Source organism: Amycolatopsis jejuensis (assembly GCF_000717335.1).
In the GTDB taxonomy this organism is placed as follows: Bacteria; Actinomycetota; Actinomycetes; order Mycobacteriales; family Pseudonocardiaceae; genus Amycolatopsis; species Amycolatopsis jejuensis.
Map to the genome: position 1 here is coordinate 171,258 of NZ_JNYZ01000007.1, position 21,576 is coordinate 192,833.

A 21,576-nucleotide genomic window follows, 5' to 3' on the forward strand; every position below is an offset into this window, starting at 1 on the left:
CACCTGGTGACCGGTCGGCAGCGCACAGTGTGCTCCGCGGAGGGGACCCGGCACACCTCCGAAAGTCGGGTCCCGCTCCGCCGGACGTCAGTAGGTGATGGCGGGGAACTCCCTTCGCGCCTGCCGGAACTGGCTTTCCCATTCGTTCGGCCAGCCGAAGGCGGTGGTCGCCTGCTGTTTCAGATCGGTACCGGCCGCACCGCTCATGAAGTGGACGAATTCACCCCAGTTCATCGAGCGGGCGTAATCATTACCGTTGGCAGGGAAGTATTTCCCGATCAGATCGAAGAATTTGACCATCACTTGCGCGTGGCCGTGATCGCGCCAGAGCGGGTAGAACCAGTCGCGGAACCAATGCGTTCCGGCGCGCGGGAAATCGTCGGTCTGGGTGAGGAAATGGTCGTACTCGGCTTTCGCCTGGTCCTGCATACCCAGCGCGGAATAGACGTCGTAGATGTAGAATTCGGCCCATTTGCTGTCCCGCCACAGGCCGAACGCGGGCGATCCGTTCTTGCCGCTCGCGATGGACTCGATGACGTGCGCCGTTTCGTGCGTGACGATCCCGTACTCCGGATTCGCCCAGTCGTCCAGTCCGACGTCACTCACATTCCGATTGTCGTGCGAACTGTCGTACACCGTGGACGGATGCCCGCCGAAATAGCGGCCCTGGTGATGAATCGAGTACAGCCGATCCTCGCGAACGCGATTCCCGTCGGTGCCGTAGGTATCCCGCACGTATTTCCACATCTTCGTGACATACGGCATGATCCAGTCTTTGGCCGCCGGGTTGACATCGTTGTCAAAGTACAGCGCAACGGTGTCGTTGTAATCCACTCTGTGCAATAGCTGGTTGTGCTCCTCCCAGTGTTCCTGCCACGTTTCGGGCGGCGCGGCAGCGGCCGACGCGACAGCGGGAAGAAGCAACGCGAATACCGCGGTGAGGAGAGGGAGTACTTTCCGCATGATCCTCCTGTCGCCGATGATCATCCATCGGCACAGCCGGGTTCGGGAGAGAGTGGGAAGTTCACCGGATCACGCGGGTCCCGGAAAACCCCTGGTGCCCGAAAACCCATCACGATGCGGCACGATCAGGCAAGTTCCGTCACTGGGCGGTACTTGTTGTCCTGAATTGTCAGCAGGTGACCGAGACTTTCGCACCGTCCACAAAGGACACATGGACGTGGTCGTAGTGGTTCGCGGTCTCCCCTCCCCGGTCCTCCATCGCCGACCAGCCGCCGCCGTCGTTGTAGCGCTGCCGCCAGATCACGTATTTCACGCCGAAATCGCTTTCGTGGGCAAGAACGTAGGCGGCCAGCGCGTCCCCGGTTTTCGGGTCGACCATGAAATCCAGCGCGAGACCGGCCGGATGGTCGCTGGTACCGGAACGTCCGGCCCGCCCGCCGACGGAATCCACGTCGAACTTCTCCCGGACATGGTTGCCGACCCGGGCCACCGCCGGCTGCGCACCGGCCAAGCTGGACGAACACGCCTGCGCCGCCGGAGTTTCCGGCTTGCGGGAGGTGGATTTCGGCGTCTTGGAGGACGTCGCACTGGGCTTTGGTGCACTGGTGGTCTCAGTGGTCGACGGCGGCGCAGAGGTGGCCGCCGGACTGCTGCTCGACGCCCGCGGCGCCGCGAAAGCGTGCTGGTCTGCGGCCGCAACCGGCGCCGGGGGCACATCCGCCGACCCGCTGGTCACCCACACGAGCGCCACCAGCGCCGCCGCAGCCACTGCCCCGGTCGCCACGGGCAACCGCCAAGACCTCGACCCGTCCCGATGTCGACCCGGCACCTCACACCACCACTTCCCAGCTCAGGCACGGGACCGGAAGGGGTCCCGCAAAGCCGCCACGACATTACGAACAGGACACGGAAATGTCACCGACAAGTGACGGTTGGCACAGTTTGGGACGATTACCGCAGGTCAGGGGCCCATTACTGGGATCGCCGCGGGGACGGCGGATGCGCAGGCAGCGGCCGGGTGGCGGGCAGCGACCGCTGACGGAACATGCGGGCAACTGCCGAGCGGCCGATACGTGCGCAGACGACGGGTGCAGCTTCGGCAACTCGGCTCGGTCGGGCTGCAGTGGCACAAGCACCCGGCTGGGTCGCCGCGAGGAGCCAGGCACCGCACCCAGCAGCAGGACAGGCAGGTAACCCGACCCGCAGCCGGTCAGTCGGGTGGGGTCTCGGGCCCGCAGCAGGTCAGCCGGGCTGGATCTCGGGCCCCAGCAGGTAAGGCGGGTGGAATCACCGACCTCCACAGGTCAACCGGGCGGAACCACCGACCCCCAGCCGGTCAACCGAGTGGGATCTCCGGCCCCAGCAGGCCAACCGGGCGGGATCTCCGGCCCGCAGCAGGTCAGTCGAGTGGGATCTCCGGCCCCCAGCAGGCCAGCCGGGCTGGATCTCGGGCCCCAGCAGGCCAGCCGGGTGGAATCACCGACCTCCAACAGGTCAACCGGGCGGAACCACCGACCCCCAGCCGGTCAGCCGGGCGGGATCTCCGGCCCGCAGCAGGTCAACCGGGCAGAACCACCAACCCCCAGCAGGTCAACCGGGCGGGATCTCCGCCGAATCCGTCAACCGCAGTTTGCGGCGGGCTCGTTGATAGAACGTGGTCATGCCCAGGCGCACCACGCGGGCGGCGCCGGGGCGGGCGTGGAGTTCGATGGTCTCCCCCGGGCTGACGTAGCCGCCCACCCGTCCGTCCACTTCGACTGCCAGGCGGCCGCTCGTCGGGAGGATCTGGAGGGTCACCGTGTCGTGGACGGACAGGACTACGCCGCGGCTGTATGCCGAGTGCGGGGCGGCCGGGGTGACCAGCAGGGCTTCCACGGCCGGGCTCGTGATCGGTCCGCCCGCAGAGAAGCTGTACGCGGTGGAGCCAGTCGGGGTCGCGACCACGACGGCGTCGGCGGCGTAGCTCACGAACTGCTCGCCGTTCACCAGCACGGCGACCACCGCGCTTCCGTCGCCGGGTACGCGGACTACGGCGACGTCGTTGAACGCCGTTTCGACCCGGTCGCCGAGCCGGGCGTCGACGGCCAGGCGGGGTTCCACGGTGAAGTCCTCGCGGTCGATGGCGGACAGCGCGAGTGGCAGGTCGGGCACGTCGACCTCCGCCAGGAAGCCCAGTTTTCCCAGGTTGACGCCGAGTACCGGGGCGTGCTGGCCGTCTGCCAGGCGCATGGCGCGGAGCATGGTGCCGTCGCCGCCGAGGCTGACCAGCAGGTCCGACCGGCGGCCCAGTTCGGCGGGCGGGACGCCGGTGGCCGAGCAGTCGATGCGCGCGAGCTCGTCGGCGATGCCCAGGATTTCGATCCCGCGTCCGGCTGCCCAGCCCAGTACGGCGTCGACCGCGGCTTTCGCGTCGCGGCGCGGGTGCAGTACCAGTCCGGCGGAATGCATGGCGGGTCCCCTCGCGTCGGTCTGTGCCCAGTCTGCCGCGCTCGCGCGGGATAGGCTCGGCGGTCGTGACCGAAACCGCGGGCAGTACCAACTGGGCAGGCAATCTCACCTATCGGGCACGCGAAATCATCGCGCCGCGCACGCTCGGTGAGGCGCAGGACCTCGTCGCCGGCGCGGCCCGCGTCAAGGCGCTCGGCAGCCGGCACAGCTTCAACCCCATCGCCGACAGCCCGGACGGACTCCAGCTCGACCTCTCCGCCGCCGCCATCCCCACCGAAATCGACCCGGCCGCCGCCACGCTGACACTCGGTGGCGCGGCCCGTTACGGCGATGTGGTCGCCGACGTGCACCAGGCCGGTTTCGCGCTCGCCAACCTCGCGTCACTACCGCACATCACGGTGGCCGGCAGCGTCGCGACCGGCACGCACGGGTCCGGCCAGCGGTTGCCCGGCCTGGCATCCGCAGTTTCGGCCGTCGAGCTCCTCACCGCGGATGGCGAGCTGCGTACCTTTGCGCGCGGTGACGACGTGTTTCCCGGAGTGGTGGTGAACGTCGGCGCGCTGGGCGTACTGACCCGGCTCACGCTCGACTTGGAACCGGCATTCGAGGTGCGGCAGGACGTGTTCGACCAGCTGCCTTGGCCAGTCGCGCTGGCGCATTTCGACGAGATCCAGGCCGCCGGGTACAGCGTGAGCATGTTCACGAACTGGGAGCGAGACGTCGTCGACCAGGTGCTGCTGAAGAACCGCGTCCCGGCCGACGTGCCCGACACGCTTTTCGGCGCCGTCCGGGCCGACGGTCCGCGCCACCCCGCGCATGCGGCCGGTATCCCGGCGGAGAACACCACGGTGCAGGGCGGGGTTCCCGGACCGTGGTACGACCGGCTGCCGCACTTCCGGCTGGAGTTCGCGCCGAGCGTCGGAGCGGAACTGCAGAGTGAGTATTTCGTACCCCGTGCGCACGCGACTGCGGCATTCGAAGCGTTGCGCGGTATCGGCGAACGGATCGAGCAACTGGTGGTGGTCGCGGAAATCCGCACGGTTGCCGGTGACGACCTGTGGCTGAGCCCCGCTTCCGACGGCGACCGGGTGGCCGTGCACTTCACGTGGCAGCCGCGGCAACCCGAGGTGGAGGCGCTGCTGCCGGCTCTGGAGGACCGACTGGCCCCGTTCGCCGCGCGGCCCCATTGGGGAAAGCTCTTCCACGGTGCGGCGCTGGAGATGGATCACGCCGGGATCCGGCGGTTTCGTGCGCTGGCCGCGGAGCTGGATCCGGCGGGGAAGTTCCGGAATCCGTTCTTGGAGAAGCACCTTTTCGTCTGACCACAGTGGACTTCGCCGTGGGATCGGCCGGGGTACTCGGCAAGCGGATCCGCGGCTCGACGGTTGTCGAGGCGAACGGTGATGGAGACCTGCGGTCCAAGCGTTCGGGACTGGCATCGACCGCCGGCGGCGCACCGAGTTCCACAATCGTTGTCGAGAAGAACGGCAACGGGCGCGGACAGACCATGCGCGAAAATTGGCCCCGATCGCAGACCTCGACACGCCGAGCTGGCTTGCCGGGACGCGGCGACATTGGCAGGGGTCCGAATGTCGCGGGCGAGACCGCCGGAGTGACTCGCCGGAGAGCTGTGCGGCAACGACGTCGACGATCCAAGGGAAAAGCGAAACCGGCGAAGCGACTCACCGAAGAGCAGTCCGGCAAGAACGTAGGCGATCCAGGGGCGCCGACCGATCTGCTCGGCTGGGTGGCAACGAAGCCTGCGGGATCAGGACTTGAGCCGCGTCGTGTTTCGGGTAGTGGGAAGGGGCATCAGTGGCTGCCGGTGTCAGGAAGCTTGTGGCCGCAGAGTTGTTCGGTGGTCTTGCGGGCCGCGTTCCACTTCGGTTGGGCTGGGCCGTAGTCCACGGCTACGCCGGGGCTGGGCTCGGTGGCGGTGACGTACTTGGCCACCTCGGTGCTTGCGCCTGTCCAGTCGGCCAGCGCGGATCGCAGCTTTTCGGGCGATTGCAGCGCCAGCTGGGCCAGGCGGCGGGCGAAACCGTCGTAGGAAGTGGCGACGCCGGTGCGTACGGCGGGGCCCTTCGCGCCGCCGCCTACGGCCAGGGTCTCGTCCAGCAGTTGGGTGGACGCGGCGTCGTTGACGAACAGGCAGACCGAGCGGGTGAGTTCGGCGTCGCCTGGTGTGGCGGATGGGGACGGTGAGCTGGCTGGCGAAGGCGGGGTCGCGCCGTTGTCGGTTCCGCTCGAACAGCTGGTCAACCCCAGTGCCAGCAGGACGACCAGCGTTACCGTGGCCTTCATGTACCCCCCGATTCGCCGATGAACTCCCGGCGGCAAGGTTCCCACAGGTTCGTCCGCTGTCCACGCTGGACTCATCGAGCGAAGGCGGCGAAGAAGCGGTCCCGGAATGCGTCCATCCGCCATACGGGTGCGTCGGACGCCGGGCGCAGGCCCGCCGTCCAGCCCCAGCCTGCCACTCGGGCGAGCACCGACGAATCCTTCGCCACGATGGTGACCGGTACCTGGTGCGAGGCGCCGGGCGGGCTCACCATCGGCGGCTGGTGATCGCCCAGGAAGACCAGCACCGTGTTCTCCCCGCCGTATCGCTCCACATAGGACACCAGCGTGGCGAGCGAGTACCGGATGGCTTCGCCATACGCAGCCCGGATCCGGGCCGGGTCCTGCCACACCACTTCCGGGGGCTCGCCCACCGGCGGGCCGACGCCGTACCCCGAACCATCGCCGACGGTGTTCCAGTCCACTGAGGACGGTCGAGGCGTCCACGGGGCGTGGCTCGACACGAGGTCGACCTCCGCCATCACCGGGCGGCGGCCGCGCGGGTCGAGTTCGCGGTGCTGCAAGGCGGACAGCGTGAACTGGTCCGGCATCGTGGCGTAGGCGAATCCCGGACCGCGGTAGCCGACGTTGTGCGCGTCGTAGTACTGCTCGAAACCGTAGAACCGGCCCTCCGGCCATGGCCGGGTGTGGGCAGGCACGTCGTGCACCGTCCGCCAGCCTGCGGCGCCGAATGCCCGCGTCAATGTGAGCCGCTGACCGGCAAGGAGATCGGTGTACCGCTGCTGGTTGTTCACCCACGTGCCGGACTGGAACGTCGCATGCGCGAGCCAGCTGCCACCGCCGAACGTCGGCGACTCCAGGAAACCGCTGCGCGCGGAGAACCCGGCGTGGTGCAACTCGGCGGTGGCCTCGTCCAACTGGCGGGCGACCCCGTCGACCGCACCCCGGCCGTAACTCTCCACGAAGGCGAACAGCACGTCCTTACCGCGCAAGCCATCCAGCGGAACCGCCGTCCGATCGGCCGCCACCTGCGCCGCGAACTCCGCGCGATCGTCGAGATCGGCGCCGACCCGGCGGAGGTCGTCGTACGCAAGCGCGACCGCACTCCGGGACGCGAACGGCTGCCCGGGCGTGAACTCGGCGCCGGTGAGCGCGGCCGCGATCCAGATCACCGACAAGACCGCCACCACACGCGTCGAAACGGTCCGCCGGCCGACGGCGAGCCGGGTCAGCCACCGCACTGCCACCACCATCAGCACGAGCACCCCCGCAATCGCCACCAGCACCCCGGCAACCGCGAACCTCCCGGCGAACTCCAGACCGGCGATAACAAAGCTCCAGTCGAGCACCGGGTCGAACGGACGGGACAGCACCGCGTCGAACCCCAGGTCAGCCGCCTTCAGCACGACGACCATCCCGAGCAGGACACCGGAAACCACCGCCAGCACGGTCCGCCCGCGAGGCGGCAGGACGAGCGCGAGCGCAGCGACCACCAGCGCCTCGACCGGAATCCGGACGAACGCGGCAGGCGTGACGCCGGCAACCGTGCCGGGCAGCACGAGCGCCGCCAGCACCAGCAGTGCGGCGAGAACGGTGGCCACTCCCCGTGCGGTGCGCATGGGCACCTCCTTCCACTCCTACAGACGGCGGCCTGGCCGAAAAGGTTCACAGTCCACAGTGGAATCTTCAGGAACCGCGAACTGGTACAAAATCTCCTGCGCTACCACGGCGTTCACCATGTGGGAGTCCCAAGAGGACGCTCGACAGCCGGGAACTTCGCGGGTCACAGTGGCGGTCGCCCTCCCCAGCGAACCCGAGCGAACCCCCAGCGAACCCCCAGGAGCCACAGTGAGCTCTCCCCCGGCCATCCGCGCCGTGCCGGCGCCGCGCAAGGAGCCGCCCGGCGAAGCGCGCCTGCGTGAGCTGGCCACGAAGAAAGTCGCACCGCTGCGCCGTCCCGGCCGGTGGGTCGCCGCCGCGGTCGTGCTCGTGCTGCTCGCCCAGCTGGCCCACGCCCTCATCACGAATCCGGTGTTCCAGTGGGACGTGTTCGGCTACTGGTTCTTCCGTCCGGTGATCCTCGAGGGGCTGCTGCTCACCCTCGAGCTGACCGGTCTCGCCGCCGTGTTCGGGCTGGCCGGCGGCATCGTGCTCGCGTTGCTGCGGCTGTCGAAAAACCCGCTGCTCCAGGCGGTTTCGTGGGCCTACGTATGGATCTTCCGCTCGATTCCGCTGATCGTCCTGCTGCTCTTCCTCGCCAACGTCACCGCGCTGTACAGCACGCTCAGCCTCGGCATCCCGTTCGGCCCGTCGTTCCTCCACTTCAGCGCCACCGACCTGTTGAGCTTCTTCGTGGTCGCAGTGCTCGGCCTGAGCCTCAACGAAGCCGCGTACGCCGCCGAAATCGTGCGCGCCGGCGTGCTTTCGGTGGACCAAGGGCAGCTCGAAGCGGCCGCCGCACTCGGGCTCCCGCGGTCCCGGCAGTACCGGCGGATCATCCTCCCGCAGGCCACCCGCGCGATCGTGCCCGCCTACGCCAACCAGCTGATCGGCCTGCTCAAAGGCACTTCGGTCGTCTACATCACGTCTCTGCTGGAGCTGTTCGGCGTGGTGGAAACCCAAGCCAGCACCAACAGTGGCCAGATCATCCCGCTCCTGCTCGTCGGGACGGTCTGGTACATCATTCTCACCAGCATCCTGTCGGTGATCCAGTACTACGTCGAACGCTACTTCTCCCGCGGCGCACTCCGCACCGTGCCGCCGACGCCGTTCCAGCGGTTCCGGGCCCGCCTCCGTGCGCTGGGGGTGGCCCGATGACTGTGCACGTCCGCAGTGCCGTGAAGTCCTACGGCGGCCTCCGCGTCCTCGACGACGTCGACCTCACTGCTCCCGGCGGGCAGGTCACGGTGGTGCTCGGGCCGTCCGGATCCGGCAAGTCGACCCTGTTGCGCACCATCAACCACCTCGAACGCCTCGACAGCGGGTACGTCAGCATCGACGGCGAGCTCGTCGGCGTCCGCGTGCACGGCGACCGGTTCAAGGAGCTCAGCGAACGCGCCATCCTCCGGCAGCGGTCGCGGATCGGGTTCGTGTTCCAGAACTTCAACCTCTTCCCGCACCTGACGATCCTCGACAACGTCGTGGAAGCGCCGATCGTCACACAACGGCTGCCGCGGGCGAAAGCCGAAGCCAGGGCACAGGAACTGCTCGCGCGGGTCGGCCTCGCGGACAAGGCGAGGGCGTACCCGCGGCAACTGTCCGGCGGGCAGCAGCAACGCGTGGCGATCGCCCGCGCGCTCGCGCTCGAACCGCGGCTGATCCTCCTCGACGAGCCGACGTCCGCGCTGGACCCGGAGCTCGTCGGCGAGGTGCTGGCGGTGGTGCGGGAACTCGCGCGTTCGGGCACCACGATGATCGTGGTGACGCACGAAATCGGCTTCGCCCGCGACCTCGCCGACCATGTCGTTTTCCTCGACGGCGGACGCGTCGTCGAAGAGGGGCCGCCGTCGGCGGTCCTCGATCATCCCCGTCACGACCGTACCCGGGAATTCCTCGGGAAGGTCACCCGCACCCCGGAGAACGCATGAGAACCCGCACGATCCTGCCCATGCTGGCCGCCGTCACCCTGCTCGCCGCAGCCTGCGGCGGGAACACCGAGGCGTCGACCGATCCGAGCGGTGCGCAGACTGTCACTGTCGCCGCGAATACCACTGAGGCGCAACCGGTTTCGCTCACGGTGCCCGCGGTCGCCGAGATCCGCGCCAAGGTACCGAAGGAAATCCTCGACCGCGGCAAGCTGGTGATCGGCGTCGGCGCGTTGCCGTCAGGATTCCCGCCGCTGTCCTACGTCGGCACCGACCAGCGCACCCTCACCGGCGCGGAGCCCGACCTCGGCCGGCTGGTCGCCGCAGTGCTCGGCCTGAAGCCGGACGTGCAGAACGCTTCGTGGCAGAACCTTTTCGTCCGCCTGCAGAGCGGCCAGTTCGACGCCGGGTTCTCCAACATCACGGTGACCGAGCAACGCAAGCAGCAGGGTTTCGACTTCGCCGCCTACCGCGAGGACAACCTCGGATTCGAGGTGAACCGCGCGAGCACGTGGAACTTCGACGGGAACCACGAAAGCCTGGAGGGGAAGACGGTCGCCGTGAACAGCGGGACCAACCAGGAGAAGATCCTGCTGGAGTGGCAGAACAAGCTCAAGGCCGCGGGCAAGAAGCTCGACGTGCGGAACTTCACCGACGCGAACAGCACCTACCTGGCACTGGCGTCCGGCCGGATCGACGCGTACTTCGCGCCCAACCCGAGCATCGCCTACCACATCAAGCAAACGGAGAAGACCCCGAACCCGACGCGCAGTGCAGGCAAGTATTCCGGCGCCGGTGCGCAGCTGCAGGGCCTCATCGCGGCGACCACGAAGAAGGACAACGGCCTGGTGAACGCCCTCGGAGCGGCGATCGACTACCTGATCGAGCACGGTCAGTACGCGAAGTGGCTTTCCGCGTATGGGCTGGAAAACGAAGCGGTGCGGAAGGCGGACGTCAATCCGCCGGGTCTTCCGTTGAGCAACTCCTGACGCGCACCCCGGGTGCCGATCCGGCAGACCCCGCCTCAAGTCCGTGAAGGGAACCATGAGGGAATCTGATTCCGTGATGGTTCCCTTCACGGACTTGGCGGCTCGGCGGCCCGCGCCTGGCCGAAGAACGTCCGGCGCCGCAAGCGGAAACCCAACGTCTCGTACAACCGGATCGCGTTCACATTCGCCCCCGCCGCATGCAGGAACGGCGTCTCCCCGCGGTCACGGATACCGGCGGCCACCGCACGCACCAACCGGCCCGCCAAACCCCGCCCGCGATAAGCCGGATCCGTGCACACCGCGCTGATCTCCGTCCAACCCGGCGGGTGCAACCGCTCCCCCGCCATCGCGACCAAGACGCCGTCGTACCGGATGCCCAAGTACGTCCCGAGCAAGACCGTCCGCGGCAGGAACGGACCGGGTCTCGTACGGCCCACCAGATCGAGCATCTCCGGCACATCCGCCAGCGTCAGCCGGACGGTCTCCGGGTCGGGACGAGCCTCGACCCCGGCGTCCACCATCTGGACTCCGGACGCGGTCTGCAGGATTTCCCACTCCGGCGGCGGTGGTCCGGCCTGCGGCAGGATCGGGACCACGGCACCCGGTCCGGCGAGTGCGGCGATGTCGTCCCACACCCGGCCGTCGGGCTCGTCCGGTACTGCCAGGAACGGCGACACATCCACCGGGTACCGCAAAACCTGACCGGCACGCTCGGCGAATCCGGCATGCGGACCGGTCAGCGAAGCCCATGCCGCGTTGTCCAAGACCGACAACGGGTCACCCCCGCCCGGAGGCTCGCGCGATCATCCGCGCGAGGTCGGCGACCAGCGCCGGATCGTCGGGCAGCTGGCCGGTCGCCACACGGATGTGCGGCAGACCCGAGTTTCCCGCGCGGCTGCCTGCCCCGGCCGAAACGCCGTTCGCCGCCAGCGTGATCAGGGCGCGCGACTCCTCGGGGACCGGTACCCACAGCGTGAGACCGTCCCGCGCGGGCGCCTCGATCCCGTGCTCCCGCAAGGCTTCCGACAACGCCGTCCGCCGTTGTGCGTACCGGTGCCGGGCGCGGTTGAGCAGTTCGCCCGTACCCGGGTCGGTGAGCAGGAACGCCTGCGCGTCCTGGAGAATCCGGCTCGACCACACCGATCCGGGACCGCGCTGCTGCCGTACCCGCTCCACCAGCGGCGCCGGACCGCCCAGCACACAGCTGCGCAGCTCCGTCCCCAACGCAGTGCAGTACGACCGCACCAGCAGCACCCGGCCGGGCAGGTGGGTCCCGAGACTGCGGGACGGCGCCGACGCCAGCGGGCCGAAATCGTCGTCCTCGATCACCGGGATGTCCACTTCGGACAGTACCGCGGCGAGTTCCGCGATCCGGTCGTCCGGCACCGAATGTCCCAGCGGCGTCTGCGCACGCGGCTGATACGCGAACGCGACCGGCCGGTGTTCCAGCGCCGCGGCCAGCGCCGACGGCAGCGGGCCGTGCTCGTCGCACCGCACCGGCACCACGTGGATCCGCGAGCGCCGGAGGAGTTCCAGCAGCCACGGCGCGGTCGGTTCCTCCAGCGCAATGACGTCACCGGGCCGCGCGACGGCCTGGCACGCCAGCAGCATTCCCTCGTGCCCACCGGCGGCGACCGTCCACGATTCGACCGGAAAGGGCCAAGCAGACTTCACCGCGGCCCGCAGCTGCGGCGTGATCGCGTGCTTGGCCGGGGCGGAGAACCGTTCGGCGTGCACCCCCGCGGCGACGGCGTCCTCCAGCGGCGGCAGCAGCGCCGGATCGGGCAGGCCGTGTTCCAGATCGACCGTCTGCCAGCCGGAAAACGATTGCCCCGGCGCCGGGCTCGCGGGTGGCTCGAGCACCACCGTCCCCCGGCGCCGCCCGGTCCCGATCAGCCCCGCGGCCCGCAGCTGCGACCACGCCTCGGCGATCGTCGTGGGGCTCACCGCCAGTTCCGCGGCCAGCGCCCGCACCGTGGGCAGCCTGGTCCCGGGCAGTACCTCCCCGTCGCGGATCAGGCCGGACACCGTGCCCGCCACTCCGCGTGCAGTGCGCTCACCGATGCGGGACCCGAGCCAGCCCACCCCGACCGGCGCAGTCGTCGCGAGTTCGCCCGTGGCCACGCACCGGCTCCCCTCGTTCCCCGAAAATCGTTCACCGAAAACCTCTGACCCGATCAGAAGCTAGAGCGGCGGCGGGGAGCGGCAAAGGCGTTTCACATCCTGGTGCGGCAGGCCGGTACAAACCGCAGTGACGTCCGACACCGCGGCAATGTCCGGTTTCGGAAATTCACTCCATCAGGTTAGGCTAACCTTCATGAGGCAACCCTGGCCGGACGCACCGGCGCTCACCGGCACCGGGCTCACGCTCACCTACGGCAGTGCGCCGGTGGTGCGGGACGCCGAGGTCGCGCTGCGGAGCGGCGCGGTCACCGTCCTGGTCGGGCCCAACGGTTCGGGGAAATCGACGCTGCTGCGGTCCCTTGCCCGCCTCCACGCACCCGTGTCCGGCGAGGTGACTCTGTCCGGCGCCGACGCGCTCGCCTTGTCCCCCAAGGAATTCGCCCGCAAGGTCACGCTGCTGACCCAGTCCCGCCCCACGCCCGGCGGCGTACGCGTGCGCGACGTCGTGGCCTACGGCCGCCATCCCTACCGCGGCCGGTTCGGGTCCGGCGATCCCGAAGGCCCGCGCCTGATCGAGCGCGCCATGCGGTACACCGGCGTGGACGGGATGGCGCAGCGGCCGGTCGACGCGCTGTCCGGCGGGGAGCTGCAACGCGTCTGGCTCGCGACCTGTTTCGCCCAGGACACCGGCGTCGTCCTGCTCGACGAGCCGACCACGTTCCTCGACCTGCGCTACCAGATCGAAACCCTCGACCTGGTCCGCGACCTCGCCGACGAGCACGGCGTCGCGGTCGGCGTGGTGCTGCACGACCTCGACCAGGCTGCAGCCGTCTCCGACGAGGTGGTGCTGCTGTCCCGCGGCACCGTCCGCGCCACCGGGAGCCCGGCCGAGGTACTGACGGCCGAGCTGCTCAGCGAGGTCTACGGACTGCGCATCGACGTCCACGTCGACGACGAAGGACACGTGCGCACGCGCCCGGTCGGACGGCACACCGCCCGGCCGCGGCCGGTCCGTACCGCTTGACCCATCCCCGATCCGAAGGAAAAACCTGTGTCTCGTCCTGCCCGGAAACCGTTCCTGACCGCGGCCGCCGCCGTCCTCACCACCCTCGCGCTCACCGCGTGCGGGACCACCGAAGCGCCCGCCGGTGCCGGACAAACCGCCGCCAAGCCGTCCGGTCCGGTCTCGCTCACCGACGAGCGCGGCAAGGTGGAACTCCCCGCCCCGGCCACGAAAATCGTGTCGCTGGAATGGGGGCTGACGGAAAACTTGCTGGCGCTGGGCGTGAAGCCGATCGGCGCGGCCGATGTCAAGGGGTACAACACCTACGACACGGTCATGCCGCTCGACAAGTCCACCCCGGACGTCGGCACCCGCGGCGAGCCGAGCCTCGACGCGATCTCGTCGCTGCACCCGGACCTCGTGGTGACCACCAATGACCTGCCGGAGAACGTGATCGCGCAGATCGCGCGGCAGACGCCGGTGCTCACGCTGAAGGGGTCCGATTCGGCCGACCCGATCGCGTACCTGCGCAAGACCGTCACCACGCTGTCCGAGGCCACCGCGACCCAGGACCAGGGCCGCAAGCTGCTCGCGGACTTCGACACCAAGGTCGCCGCGGGCAAGGACGCGCTCGCCAAGGCGGGCAAGACCGGGGCCAAGTTCACCATGGCCGACGGGTACACGACGTCCGGCACCGTCACCGTCCGGATGTACACGCCGGGTTCTTTCCTCGGCAGTGTCGCGAAAACGCTCGGTGTGGAGAACCAGTGGACCGGGGAAGGCGACAAGGTGTACGGCCTCGCACCCACCGACGTCGAGGGTCTCACCAAGATCTCCGACCCGGCCACCACGTTCGTGTACGCCGCCAACGCCTCCGAAAGCGACGTCTTCACCAAGGAGCTCGCCGGAAACGCCGTATGGCAGCAGCTGCCGTTCGTGAAGGCCGGACACTTGCACCGCATTCCGGACGGCATCTGGATGTTCGGCGGCCCGAAGTCTGCCACCGCGTACGTGGACGCACTCGTCGACGCACTGACCTGATGACCACCCCCGTCCAGCCCCGCCTGGCCGCGCCTGCGGTCTTTCTCGCCGGAATCGTCGCGCTGCTCGCGTTGTCGGCCGTGCATCTGCTGCAAGGCACGTCCAGCCTGGGCCTCGGCGAACTGCTGCGCGCGGTGCTCCCCGGCGGCGACGGGAACGCACGCAGCCAGGCGGTGGCGGTGCTCGTGGCCAGCCGGATCCCCCGGCTGGCCGCGGCACTGCTGGTGGGGCTGGCGCTAGGGTTTGCGGGATGCGTGCTGCAGTCGGTGGCGCGGAACCCGCTCACGTCGCCGGACACGCTCGCGGTGAACGCCGGTGCATACGTGTCGGTGGTCGGGGTGGCGGCGTTCGGGGTCTCGCTTCCGTTCTATGCCAACGGAGTCGTGGCCTTCGTCGGCGGACTCGCCGCGGCCGGGATCGTGTTGCTGGTGGCGCGGAGCAGCTCTGGCGGTCCGGCGCGGCTGGTGCTCGCCGGGTCGGCAATCGCGCTTGCGCTGAATGCCCTCACATCGGTGCTGCTGATGTTGTTCCAGGAGCGCACCGCGGGACTGTTCGGCTGGGGCAGCGGTACGACCGTCCAATCCGGACTCCGCCAGGTTTCCCTTGCCGCGCCGGTGATTGCCGTCGGCATCGCGGCGACCCTGCTGCTCGCGCACCGCCTGGACGTGCTCGGTCTCGGCGACGACCATGCCCGCGTGCTGGGTATCGACGTCCGCCGCACGCGGACCTTCGCGGTCATCGTGGCGGTGCTGCTCTCGGCGGTCGCGGTGACGGTCGCCGGGCCGATCGGGTTCGTCGGGCTGTGCGCGCCGGTGATCGCCCGGCTGGTCGCCGCCAGGGTACCCGGGCTCGGCAAGCATCCGCTGCTGCTGCCGCTCGCCGGGTTGACCGGTGCGCTCGTCGTCGTGGCCGCGGACGTCCTCTTGCGCGCCCTCGTCCCCGGTGACCTGGCGATTTCCGTTCCGACCGGCGTGGTTACCACGCTCGCCGGCGCGGTCGTGCTGGTGTGGCTGGCGCGACGGCAACCGTCCGGCACGCTGTCCACGCGCGGGACCCACGGCACGGTCCGATCGCGCCGCTGGGTTGCCGTGACCGGCCTCGTGCTCGCCGTTGCACTGGCCGGTGCGTTCGTCGCTGCGCTGCTGCTCGGCGACCGTGTCGTACTGCTCGGCGATGTCGTGAACTGGCTGCGCGGGGTCTCCGGAACCGAGGTGACGTTCGCGCTCGACCTGCGCTGGCCGCGGGTACTGGCCGCGCTGCTCGGCGGAGCGGCGCTGGCCGTCGCCGGCTCACTGGTACAGGCGATCTGCCGCAACCCGCTGGCCGAACCGAGCCTGCTGGGGGTCACTCCGGGCGCGAGCGTCGGGGCGATCAGCGTGGTGCTTTTGCTGCCGGGGATCGGTATCTGGCCGATGATGGCGGCCGCGACCGTCGCTGCGTTCGCGACGTTCGCCCTCGTGCACCGGCTCGCCACCGGACGGGGTGCGGGTGGCCGCGGGTTGTCGTCGGACCGGCTGGTGCTCGTCGGGATCGGGGTGAGTGCGGCGGCGATGGCCATCACGACGCTGGTGGTCGTGCTCGGCTCGCCGTGGAACGCGCATCTGGCCCTGACCTGGCTCGCCGGGTCCACCTACGGCCGTGACTTCGCCCAGGTCGTACCGGTGCTGCTGGTCTTGGTCGTCGCGCTGCCGCTGGCGTTGTCCGGCGCGCGGACACTCGACCTGGTCTCGCTGGACGAGGACGTACCCCGCGTCCTCGGCGTCCCGCTGGACCGGTCGCGGCTCGCGTTCGCGTCGCTCGCCGCCCTGCTCACCGCGGCGGCCGCCTGTGCGGTGGGCGCGCTGGGTTTCGTGGGCCTGGTCGCCCCGCATGCCGCGCGGGCGCTGGTGGGTTCCCAGCACTCGCGAAGCCTGCCGGTGGCTGCCCTGCTGGGCGCGGTGCTGGTGACCGTCGCCGACACCCTGGGACGCACTGTGCTCGCCCCGACCCAGATCGCCGCGGGCCTGGTCACCGCGCTGATCGGAGCGCCGTACTTCGGCTGGCTGCTGTGGCGAAGCCGGGGTACCGCCTAGCCGAACCAGGTGTCCAGCGCCGTCGGCAACGTCGTCTCGTCGCCGGACGCCCAGGCGATCACGCCGTCCGGACGCAAGAGGAACGATTCGGTGTTCGTCACCGGCACCGTGTCGACGCGTTCGTCGGCGAGGTCCCGGTGGTCCCGATGGTCACAGTCGAGCACGAGCAGGCCCCGGCCGCCGCGGGTGTGGTCCGACAGCCGGGTTTCCCGTCCGGCGTCGTCCACCAGCACCCGGTCCGGGCTGTGCAGTCCGGCCGGTTCCGCCGCCGGGTAAGGGAATTCGTACCCGAGAGGCACCCCGGAGAGCAGCTCGGCGAAGTACCGGTTCCCCTCCGGGAGATCCATCAGCTCACCCACGATCTCGCGAAGCGCGTCGACCTGCGGACCGGGCGCCAGCAGGGCGGACTGCGCCCGCGTGTTGCGCAGGACGGCCGCACCGGCGGGTCCGCGTTCGCGGAAATAGCTGTCCAGCAAGGTATCCGGCATTTCGCCACGGACGACCGCCGCCAGCTTCCAGCCCAGGTTCGCGGCATCAAGCAGCCCGAGGTCGAGCCCTTGGCCACCGCTCGGCGAATGAACGTGCGCGGCGTCCCCGGCCAGGAAGACCCGGCCACGGCGGTAGTCGTCGGCCTGCCGCGCCTGGTCGCCGAACCGGCGCGGCTCGCGGACTTCCTCCACCACGACGTCCGTTCCGGTGACGCGCCGGATCGCGGCAGCCAGCTCGGCCGGAGTCACCGGACCGTCCGGCTCGCCGTCCCGCGCCGGTTCGGTGACGCCCGCCAGGCTGCCGCCGTGCAGGAACGCGCCGGTGGCGTACCGGCCCGCGGGCGGCACCGGACCCCCGAACCGCACCTCGCCCGCGATCGTCCGCAGCAGCGGCGGGGTGCCGGGGAAGCCGAACCCGGCAAGCTCGCGGACGGCGCTCCGGCCGCCGTCACAGCCCACCAGGTACGCCGCCCGCAGCCGGCGTTCTCCTTGTGGGGTCTCGGCAACCACCGTCACCCCGTCCGCGTCGGACTCCACGGACACGACGCGATGCGCGCGCCGGACCGGCACCCCGAGCGCGTCCGCGTGCCCGGCGAGCAACCACTCCAGATCCGGCTGCCAGAGGTGGGTGCGGGGCCGCGTTTCGTCCGGCCGGAGCTTGTGGATCCCGGCGAAGTGCCCCAGTGCGCTGCCATGGTCGCGGGCGAAGTCGCGTACGCCTTCTTCGTGCGCCTCGGCGAGCTGCGGGCCGAGGCCGCGCCGGGTCAGCGCCTCGGTCGCGAGCGCCCCGATCCCGCGGGCTTTCCGTTCCGTCGCCGGTTCCGGGAGGCGGTCGACCACGAGCGGCCGGGCACCGCCGAGCCGGAGTTCGGCGGCGACGAACAGGCCGACCGGACCGGCGCCGGCCACGAGCACGTCTGCGTCCATGAGCTCTCCTTAACTTGTTAAATGCTAGTCTGCCCTGAACTAGTTAAGGAGGCAAATGCCGATCGACGTCCCCGCCGCTGTCACGACGGCACTCGCCCTGGTCGACGCCGAGGGCCTCGACAAGCTGACCGTGCGCCGCCTCGCCGCCGAGCTCGGCGTCAAAGCACCGGCCCTGTACTGGCATTTCAGCAGCAAACGGGCCCTGCTCGACCACCTCACCGACGCCCTCACCGCCCCGGTTCTCGACAACCTCCCACCCCTCGACACTCCGTGGCTGACCTGGCTGGAAACCGCCGGAACCGCCCTGCACACTGCCCTCACCAGCCGCCGCGACGCCGCGCGGATCGCCCTCGGCGCCGACCTCCGGGTCGCCCGGTCACTGGGCGAATTCGCCGAGCGGACGGTCGACGTGCTGCACCGTGCCGGATTCCCGCTCGCCGACGCGTCCCGCTGCGCCGGGGTGCTGGTGCACTTCGTCCTCGGGCGCGCGGTCGAGGACCAGAGCTGGTCCGGCGAGATCGACATCCCGTTTCCCCTGATGGCACAGGGCCTGCGCGAACGACAGGCCGCCGGGGGCACGGTGGCGGACAGCTTCCGGTACGCGCTCGGCATCGTGCTTGCCGGACTGGAGGCCAAGCGCCCTCGCCCGACCTGACAAAAGCCGCGATCGGCGCGGACGGCACCTGGTCGAAGGTCCGCCCCCTTCTCGCCGACGCGACGCCGGAGTACCTTGGAGCGTCCTTTTCGGACATCCGGTTCGACGACGTCGACACGCGGCATCCGAGGCACCCGATAGCCCGCAACTCCTCAGACAAGTAGACTAGCGGGAGACACCGAACAGAAAGGGCGCGATGTCTCCCACGATCCAGCGGCATCCGCTTGCCGCGCAGGCCGCCGAGGTGCTGCTGGACCGCGTACGCGCGGGTGAATGGCCGCTCGGGCACAAGCTGCCCGGCGAGACGACGCTGGCCGCGCAGCTGGGGGTCGGCCGTTCGACGTTGCGCGAGGCGATCCGGGAGCTGGCGGGCAAGGGCGTGCTGGATTCCCGTCAGGGCGCCGGGGTTTTCGTCACCGCGCTGGATGTCCCCGAGGATTGGGACGCCGTGCTGCACCGCGCCACCATCGGCGCCGTCCTCGAAGCACGGATCGCCATCGAAGCCGAGGCGGCCGCGCTTGCCGCGCACCGGCGTACTCCCACGGACCTACGCGCCATCCGCCGCGCGCTCGCCGCCCGTGGCAACCCCGGTAAAACCCTCGTCGACAAAGACACCGCATTCCATCGCACCGTGCTCGTCGCCGCGCACAACGACGTCCTGACCGAACTCTTCGACAGCTTCGTCCCCAGAATCCACCGGGCGATGACCGACATGCTGCGTGCGCGGCCGATCACCTCACCCGAAGAAGACCAGGCCGCGCACCACAACCTCGTCGAGGCGATCGCGGCCAAAGACGCGCGCGCCGCGGCGGAACACAGCCGGGCGCACCTGACCGCATTGAAGGAGGCACTTACGTGAGCGAGGTCGTGCTGCAGCTGACCGACGTCGTATTCCGCAGGCAGGGCAAGGAAATCCTGCGCGGCATCAGCTTCACCGCGCGAGCCGGCGAGCACTGGGCGCTGCTCGGCCCGAACGGGGCGGGCAAGAGCACGATCCTCGGGTTCTGCGGCGCGGTCACGCATCCGACCACCGGCACCGTCGACGTCCTCGGCGGACGCCTTGGCCGGGTCGAACTGCAGGCGCTGCGGCGAAGCATCGGGCACGTCGACCCACGGCACCCGCTGAGCTCGCCGCTCACCATCCGCGAGGTCGTGCTCACCGGCATCACCGGAAGCATCGACACGCCGCCGCGCTGGCGGCCTTCGCCGGAGCAGACCGCACAGGCCGACGAGCTCATCGGGCTGCTCGGGCTCGACGGCAAGGCCGGCGAGCGGTGGCCGACCCTGTCCCAGGGCGAACGCGGGCGCGCCCTGATCGCTCGCGCGCTGATCAGCGAACCCCGCCTGCTGCTGCTCGACGAACCGTCCACCGGGCTGGACGTCGCAGCCCGCGAGCAACTTCTCGAAACCATCGACCTGCTCACCCGCACCCACCCCCGGCTCGCGTCGATCGTGGTCACCCATCATCTCGAGGAACTGCCCGAAACCACCACGCACGCCCTGCTCATCGCGGACGGTTCGGTGGTCGCGGCGGGCCCTATCGACCAGGCCGTGACCACCGCCAGCGTGAGCCGGGCGTTCGGGCACCCGATCCGCGTCACCCGCCACGACGGCCGGTGGAGCGCCCGGGCGGCCCGCAGCCGCAGCACGGAGGTCGCCTGACTCAGGCGGCCAGCACGCGTCGCGCGGAGAACCACAGCAAACCCAGTTCTGCCACCGAAAAGCCGACGAGCGCGATCGGGCTGGGCAGCCACAACAGGGTCAGGCCGACGGCAAGCACCGGGACGACCAGCCCGGCGTACGCGGCGAGGAACAGCGCGGCCAGCACCTCGCCGCGGGACAGCGGGTCGGCCAGTTTGGCCACGGTGCCGACCGCAGCGCGGAAGCCGAGCCCCATCCCGGCCCCGGCGAGCACCGATCCGGCAAGGAACAACGTGAGCGACGGCAGCAGCGCCGCCACCGACAGCACGACCAGGCCGATCGGCATCAACGCGAACCCGAGCCGAAGCTGCGCCCGGGCAGACATGGCCGCAAACAGCACCTGCGCCACCGCGGCGGCACCGAGCATCGACCCAGCAGTGATCCCGGCGAGCATCCGGCTCCGCTCGTGCAGGCCTTCGGCAAGCAGGGTCGGCGCCAATGCCATGAACAGCCCGGTGATCGCGAAGGCGGCGAACACCCCGATCGCCGCCCCGACGAACGCGGGCCGCGCCGCGGCGGGCAGCGACACGCGCTGCGGCCGGTACGGCGGACGTTCCTCGCGCCGCTCGACCGTCTCCGGCACCAGCGACACCGCCAGCGCGGCACCGATCAACAGGATCAGGAAGACGACGAACGTGCTGGTGAGCGGACCGTCTATGTACTGCGCGAAAATCCCGCCGAGCACCGGGCCGAGCGCGAGCCCGCCCATGTTGACGACGGTCGCGATCAGCCCCGCGCGTCCGAGATCCTCGGTGGGGTGGGTGATCGCGCGCAGTTCGGACAGGTGCGCGGTGGCGGTGGCGGTGAGCGCGCCGATCCCCACGCCGCACACGAACCGGGCGATCAGCAAGCCGGGAACGTCCGGCCAGACCAGGAACAGGGCGGCGGACAACGCTTCGGCGAGCGTCGAAACCAGGATCACGCGGCGGCGGCCGAGCCAGTCGCTCACGTGCCCGGCGAGGTAGAGGCTGGCCATCACGCCCACCGCGTACGCGGCGAAGACGACGGTGACCATGAACGACGGAAACCCGTCCCGCTGCTGGTAAAGCGCGTACAGCGGGGTGGGCACCGTGGAGAACGCCAGCGACGTGGCGAACGCGATGGCGATCACGCGGAAACCCCAGCCATGGCTGATGCGCCAAGCGACCGGGCCGGACCAGACGGGCGTAGCTGTGCTGACCATGACGACCTTCCGGGAAACGGGGGAACCTGCCCTTCCGACGATCCCGTTTCCCACTCATCAAGTCCAACGAAAAATCCTGGTCAGAGCTATCGCTGCG

At 69.9% G+C, this 21,576-nt stretch carries 19 protein-coding genes; 10 read left to right on the top strand and 9 right to left on the bottom strand.

All coding sequences use genetic code 11. From position 1 onward, the window contains the following. Nucleotides 1-87: 87 nt before the first annotated feature. The 3 genes from OO71_RS10855 to OO71_RS10865 form a co-directional block, all read right to left on the bottom strand. Entirely contained in the window at nucleotides 88-987 is a 900-nt protein-coding gene (locus tag OO71_RS10855; RefSeq protein WP_156096251.1) for a hypothetical protein, read from the bottom strand. Nucleotides 988-1,132: 145 nt separating this feature from the next. Next, nucleotides 1,133-1,747 (bottom strand): VldE C-terminal domain-containing protein, encoded by a 615-nt coding sequence (locus OO71_RS10860; protein ID WP_342669924.1) that lies wholly within the window; start codon nucleotides 1,745-1,747, stop codon nucleotides 1,133-1,135. A gap of 806 nt (nucleotides 1,748-2,553) precedes the next feature. After that, nucleotides 2,554-3,411 carry an NAD(+)/NADH kinase gene (locus OO71_RS10865; protein WP_033289557.1) on the bottom strand — a complete coding sequence of 286 codons (858 nt, stop codon included), beginning with the start codon at nucleotides 3,409-3,411 and terminating at the stop codon, nucleotides 2,554-2,556. A 65-nt stretch (nucleotides 3,412-3,476) separates the two neighbouring features. On the opposite strand from OO71_RS10865, the gene OO71_RS10870 reads away from it, so the two are divergent. Then, complete coding sequence (locus OO71_RS10870) at nucleotides 3,477-4,733, top strand: FAD-binding protein (RefSeq protein ID WP_033289558.1); 1,257 nt, start codon at nucleotides 3,477-3,479, stop codon at nucleotides 4,731-4,733. Between the two features lie 490 nt (nucleotides 4,734-5,223). Here OO71_RS10870 and OO71_RS10875 read toward each other — a convergent pair whose 3' ends face one another. Beyond that, on the bottom strand, nucleotides 5,224-5,715 hold the full coding sequence (locus tag OO71_RS10875) for a hypothetical protein (RefSeq protein WP_033289559.1): 492 nt from the start codon (nucleotides 5,713-5,715) through the stop codon (nucleotides 5,224-5,226). A gap of 71 nt (nucleotides 5,716-5,786) precedes the next feature. Next, nucleotides 5,787-7,331, bottom strand: coding sequence for an alkaline phosphatase family protein (locus tag OO71_RS10880; protein ID WP_033289560.1), 1,545 nt, complete (start codon nucleotides 7,329-7,331; stop codon nucleotides 5,787-5,789). Nucleotides 7,332-7,560: 229 nt separating this feature from the next. Between OO71_RS10880 and OO71_RS10885 the strand changes: the two genes are divergently transcribed. The 3 genes from OO71_RS10885 to OO71_RS10895 are packed head-to-tail and all read left to right on the top strand — an operon-like array spanning nucleotide 7,561 to nucleotide 10,285. Next, a complete protein-coding gene (locus tag OO71_RS10885) occupies nucleotides 7,561-8,529 on the top strand; it encodes an amino acid ABC transporter permease (protein ID WP_033289561.1) in 969 nt (322 codons plus the stop codon). Then, nucleotides 8,526-9,299: an amino acid ABC transporter ATP-binding protein gene (locus OO71_RS10890; protein WP_033289562.1), complete on the top strand. Its 774-nt coding sequence runs from the start codon at nucleotides 8,526-8,528 to the stop codon at nucleotides 9,297-9,299. The genes OO71_RS10885 and OO71_RS10890 overlap by 4 nt, the downstream gene beginning before the upstream one ends. Further along, a complete protein-coding gene (locus OO71_RS10895) occupies nucleotides 9,296-10,285 on the top strand; it encodes a transporter substrate-binding domain-containing protein (RefSeq protein WP_033289563.1) in 990 nt (329 codons plus the stop codon). Before OO71_RS10890 ends, OO71_RS10895 begins: the two co-directional genes overlap by 4 nt. A gap of 86 nt (nucleotides 10,286-10,371) precedes the next feature. On the opposite strand, the gene OO71_RS10900 is transcribed toward OO71_RS10895, so the two are convergent. Beyond that, entirely contained in the window at nucleotides 10,372-11,058 is a 687-nt protein-coding gene (locus OO71_RS10900) for a GNAT family N-acetyltransferase (RefSeq protein ID WP_033289564.1), read from the bottom strand. 4 nt (nucleotides 11,059-11,062) lie between these two features. After that, a complete protein-coding gene (locus OO71_RS10905) occupies nucleotides 11,063-12,409 on the bottom strand; it encodes an aminotransferase class I/II-fold pyridoxal phosphate-dependent enzyme (protein WP_051791424.1) in 1,347 nt (448 codons plus the stop codon). A 193-nt stretch (nucleotides 12,410-12,602) separates the two neighbouring features. On the opposite strand from OO71_RS10905, the gene OO71_RS10910 reads away from it, so the two are divergent. From OO71_RS10910 to OO71_RS10920, 3 genes are read left to right on the top strand one after another with little or no spacing between them, the layout of a single operon-like run. Next, entirely contained in the window at nucleotides 12,603-13,433 is an 831-nt protein-coding gene (locus tag OO71_RS10910; RefSeq protein ID WP_033289565.1) for an ABC transporter ATP-binding protein, read from the top strand. Nucleotides 13,434-13,460: 27 nt separating this feature from the next. After that, nucleotides 13,461-14,453 carry an ABC transporter substrate-binding protein gene (locus OO71_RS10915; RefSeq protein WP_033289566.1) on the top strand — a complete coding sequence of 331 codons (993 nt, stop codon included), beginning with the start codon at nucleotides 13,461-13,463 and terminating at the stop codon, nucleotides 14,451-14,453. After that, the gene (locus OO71_RS10920) at nucleotides 14,453-16,525 is read left to right on the top strand and encodes an iron ABC transporter permease (RefSeq protein WP_033289567.1); all 2,073 of its coding nucleotides are present in this window, start codon (nucleotides 14,453-14,455) and stop codon (nucleotides 16,523-16,525) included. Before OO71_RS10915 ends, OO71_RS10920 begins: the two co-directional genes overlap by 1 nt. Here the strand turns inward: OO71_RS10920 and OO71_RS10925 are convergent. Next, nucleotides 16,522-17,940 carry an FAD-dependent monooxygenase gene (locus tag OO71_RS10925; RefSeq protein WP_033289568.1) on the bottom strand — a complete coding sequence of 473 codons (1,419 nt, stop codon included), beginning with the start codon at nucleotides 17,938-17,940 and terminating at the stop codon, nucleotides 16,522-16,524. The genes OO71_RS10920 and OO71_RS10925 overlap by 4 nt on opposite strands. Nucleotides 17,941-17,995: 55 nt before the next feature. Between OO71_RS10925 and OO71_RS10930 the strand changes: the two genes are divergently transcribed. The 3 genes from OO71_RS10930 to OO71_RS10940 all read left to right on the top strand — a co-directional run bounded on the left by OO71_RS10930 (nucleotide 17,996) and on the right by OO71_RS10940 (nucleotide 20,257). Beyond that, complete coding sequence (locus OO71_RS10930; protein ID WP_033289569.1) at nucleotides 17,996-18,595, top strand: TetR family transcriptional regulator; 600 nt, start codon at nucleotides 17,996-17,998, stop codon at nucleotides 18,593-18,595. 196 nt (nucleotides 18,596-18,791) lie between these two features. After that, nucleotides 18,792-19,454 carry a FadR/GntR family transcriptional regulator gene (locus tag OO71_RS10935; RefSeq protein WP_033289570.1) on the top strand — a complete coding sequence of 221 codons (663 nt, stop codon included), beginning with the start codon at nucleotides 18,792-18,794 and terminating at the stop codon, nucleotides 19,452-19,454. Further along, complete coding sequence (locus tag OO71_RS10940) at nucleotides 19,451-20,257, top strand: ABC transporter ATP-binding protein (protein WP_033289571.1); 807 nt, start codon at nucleotides 19,451-19,453, stop codon at nucleotides 20,255-20,257. The genes OO71_RS10935 and OO71_RS10940 overlap by 4 nt, the downstream gene beginning before the upstream one ends. A gap of 1 nt (nucleotide 20,258) precedes the next feature. Here OO71_RS10940 and OO71_RS10945 read toward each other — a convergent pair whose 3' ends face one another. Then, nucleotides 20,259-21,479, bottom strand: coding sequence for an MFS transporter (locus tag OO71_RS10945; protein ID WP_033289572.1), 1,221 nt, complete (start codon nucleotides 21,477-21,479; stop codon nucleotides 20,259-20,261). Between the last annotated feature and the right edge of the window lie 97 nt (nucleotides 21,480-21,576).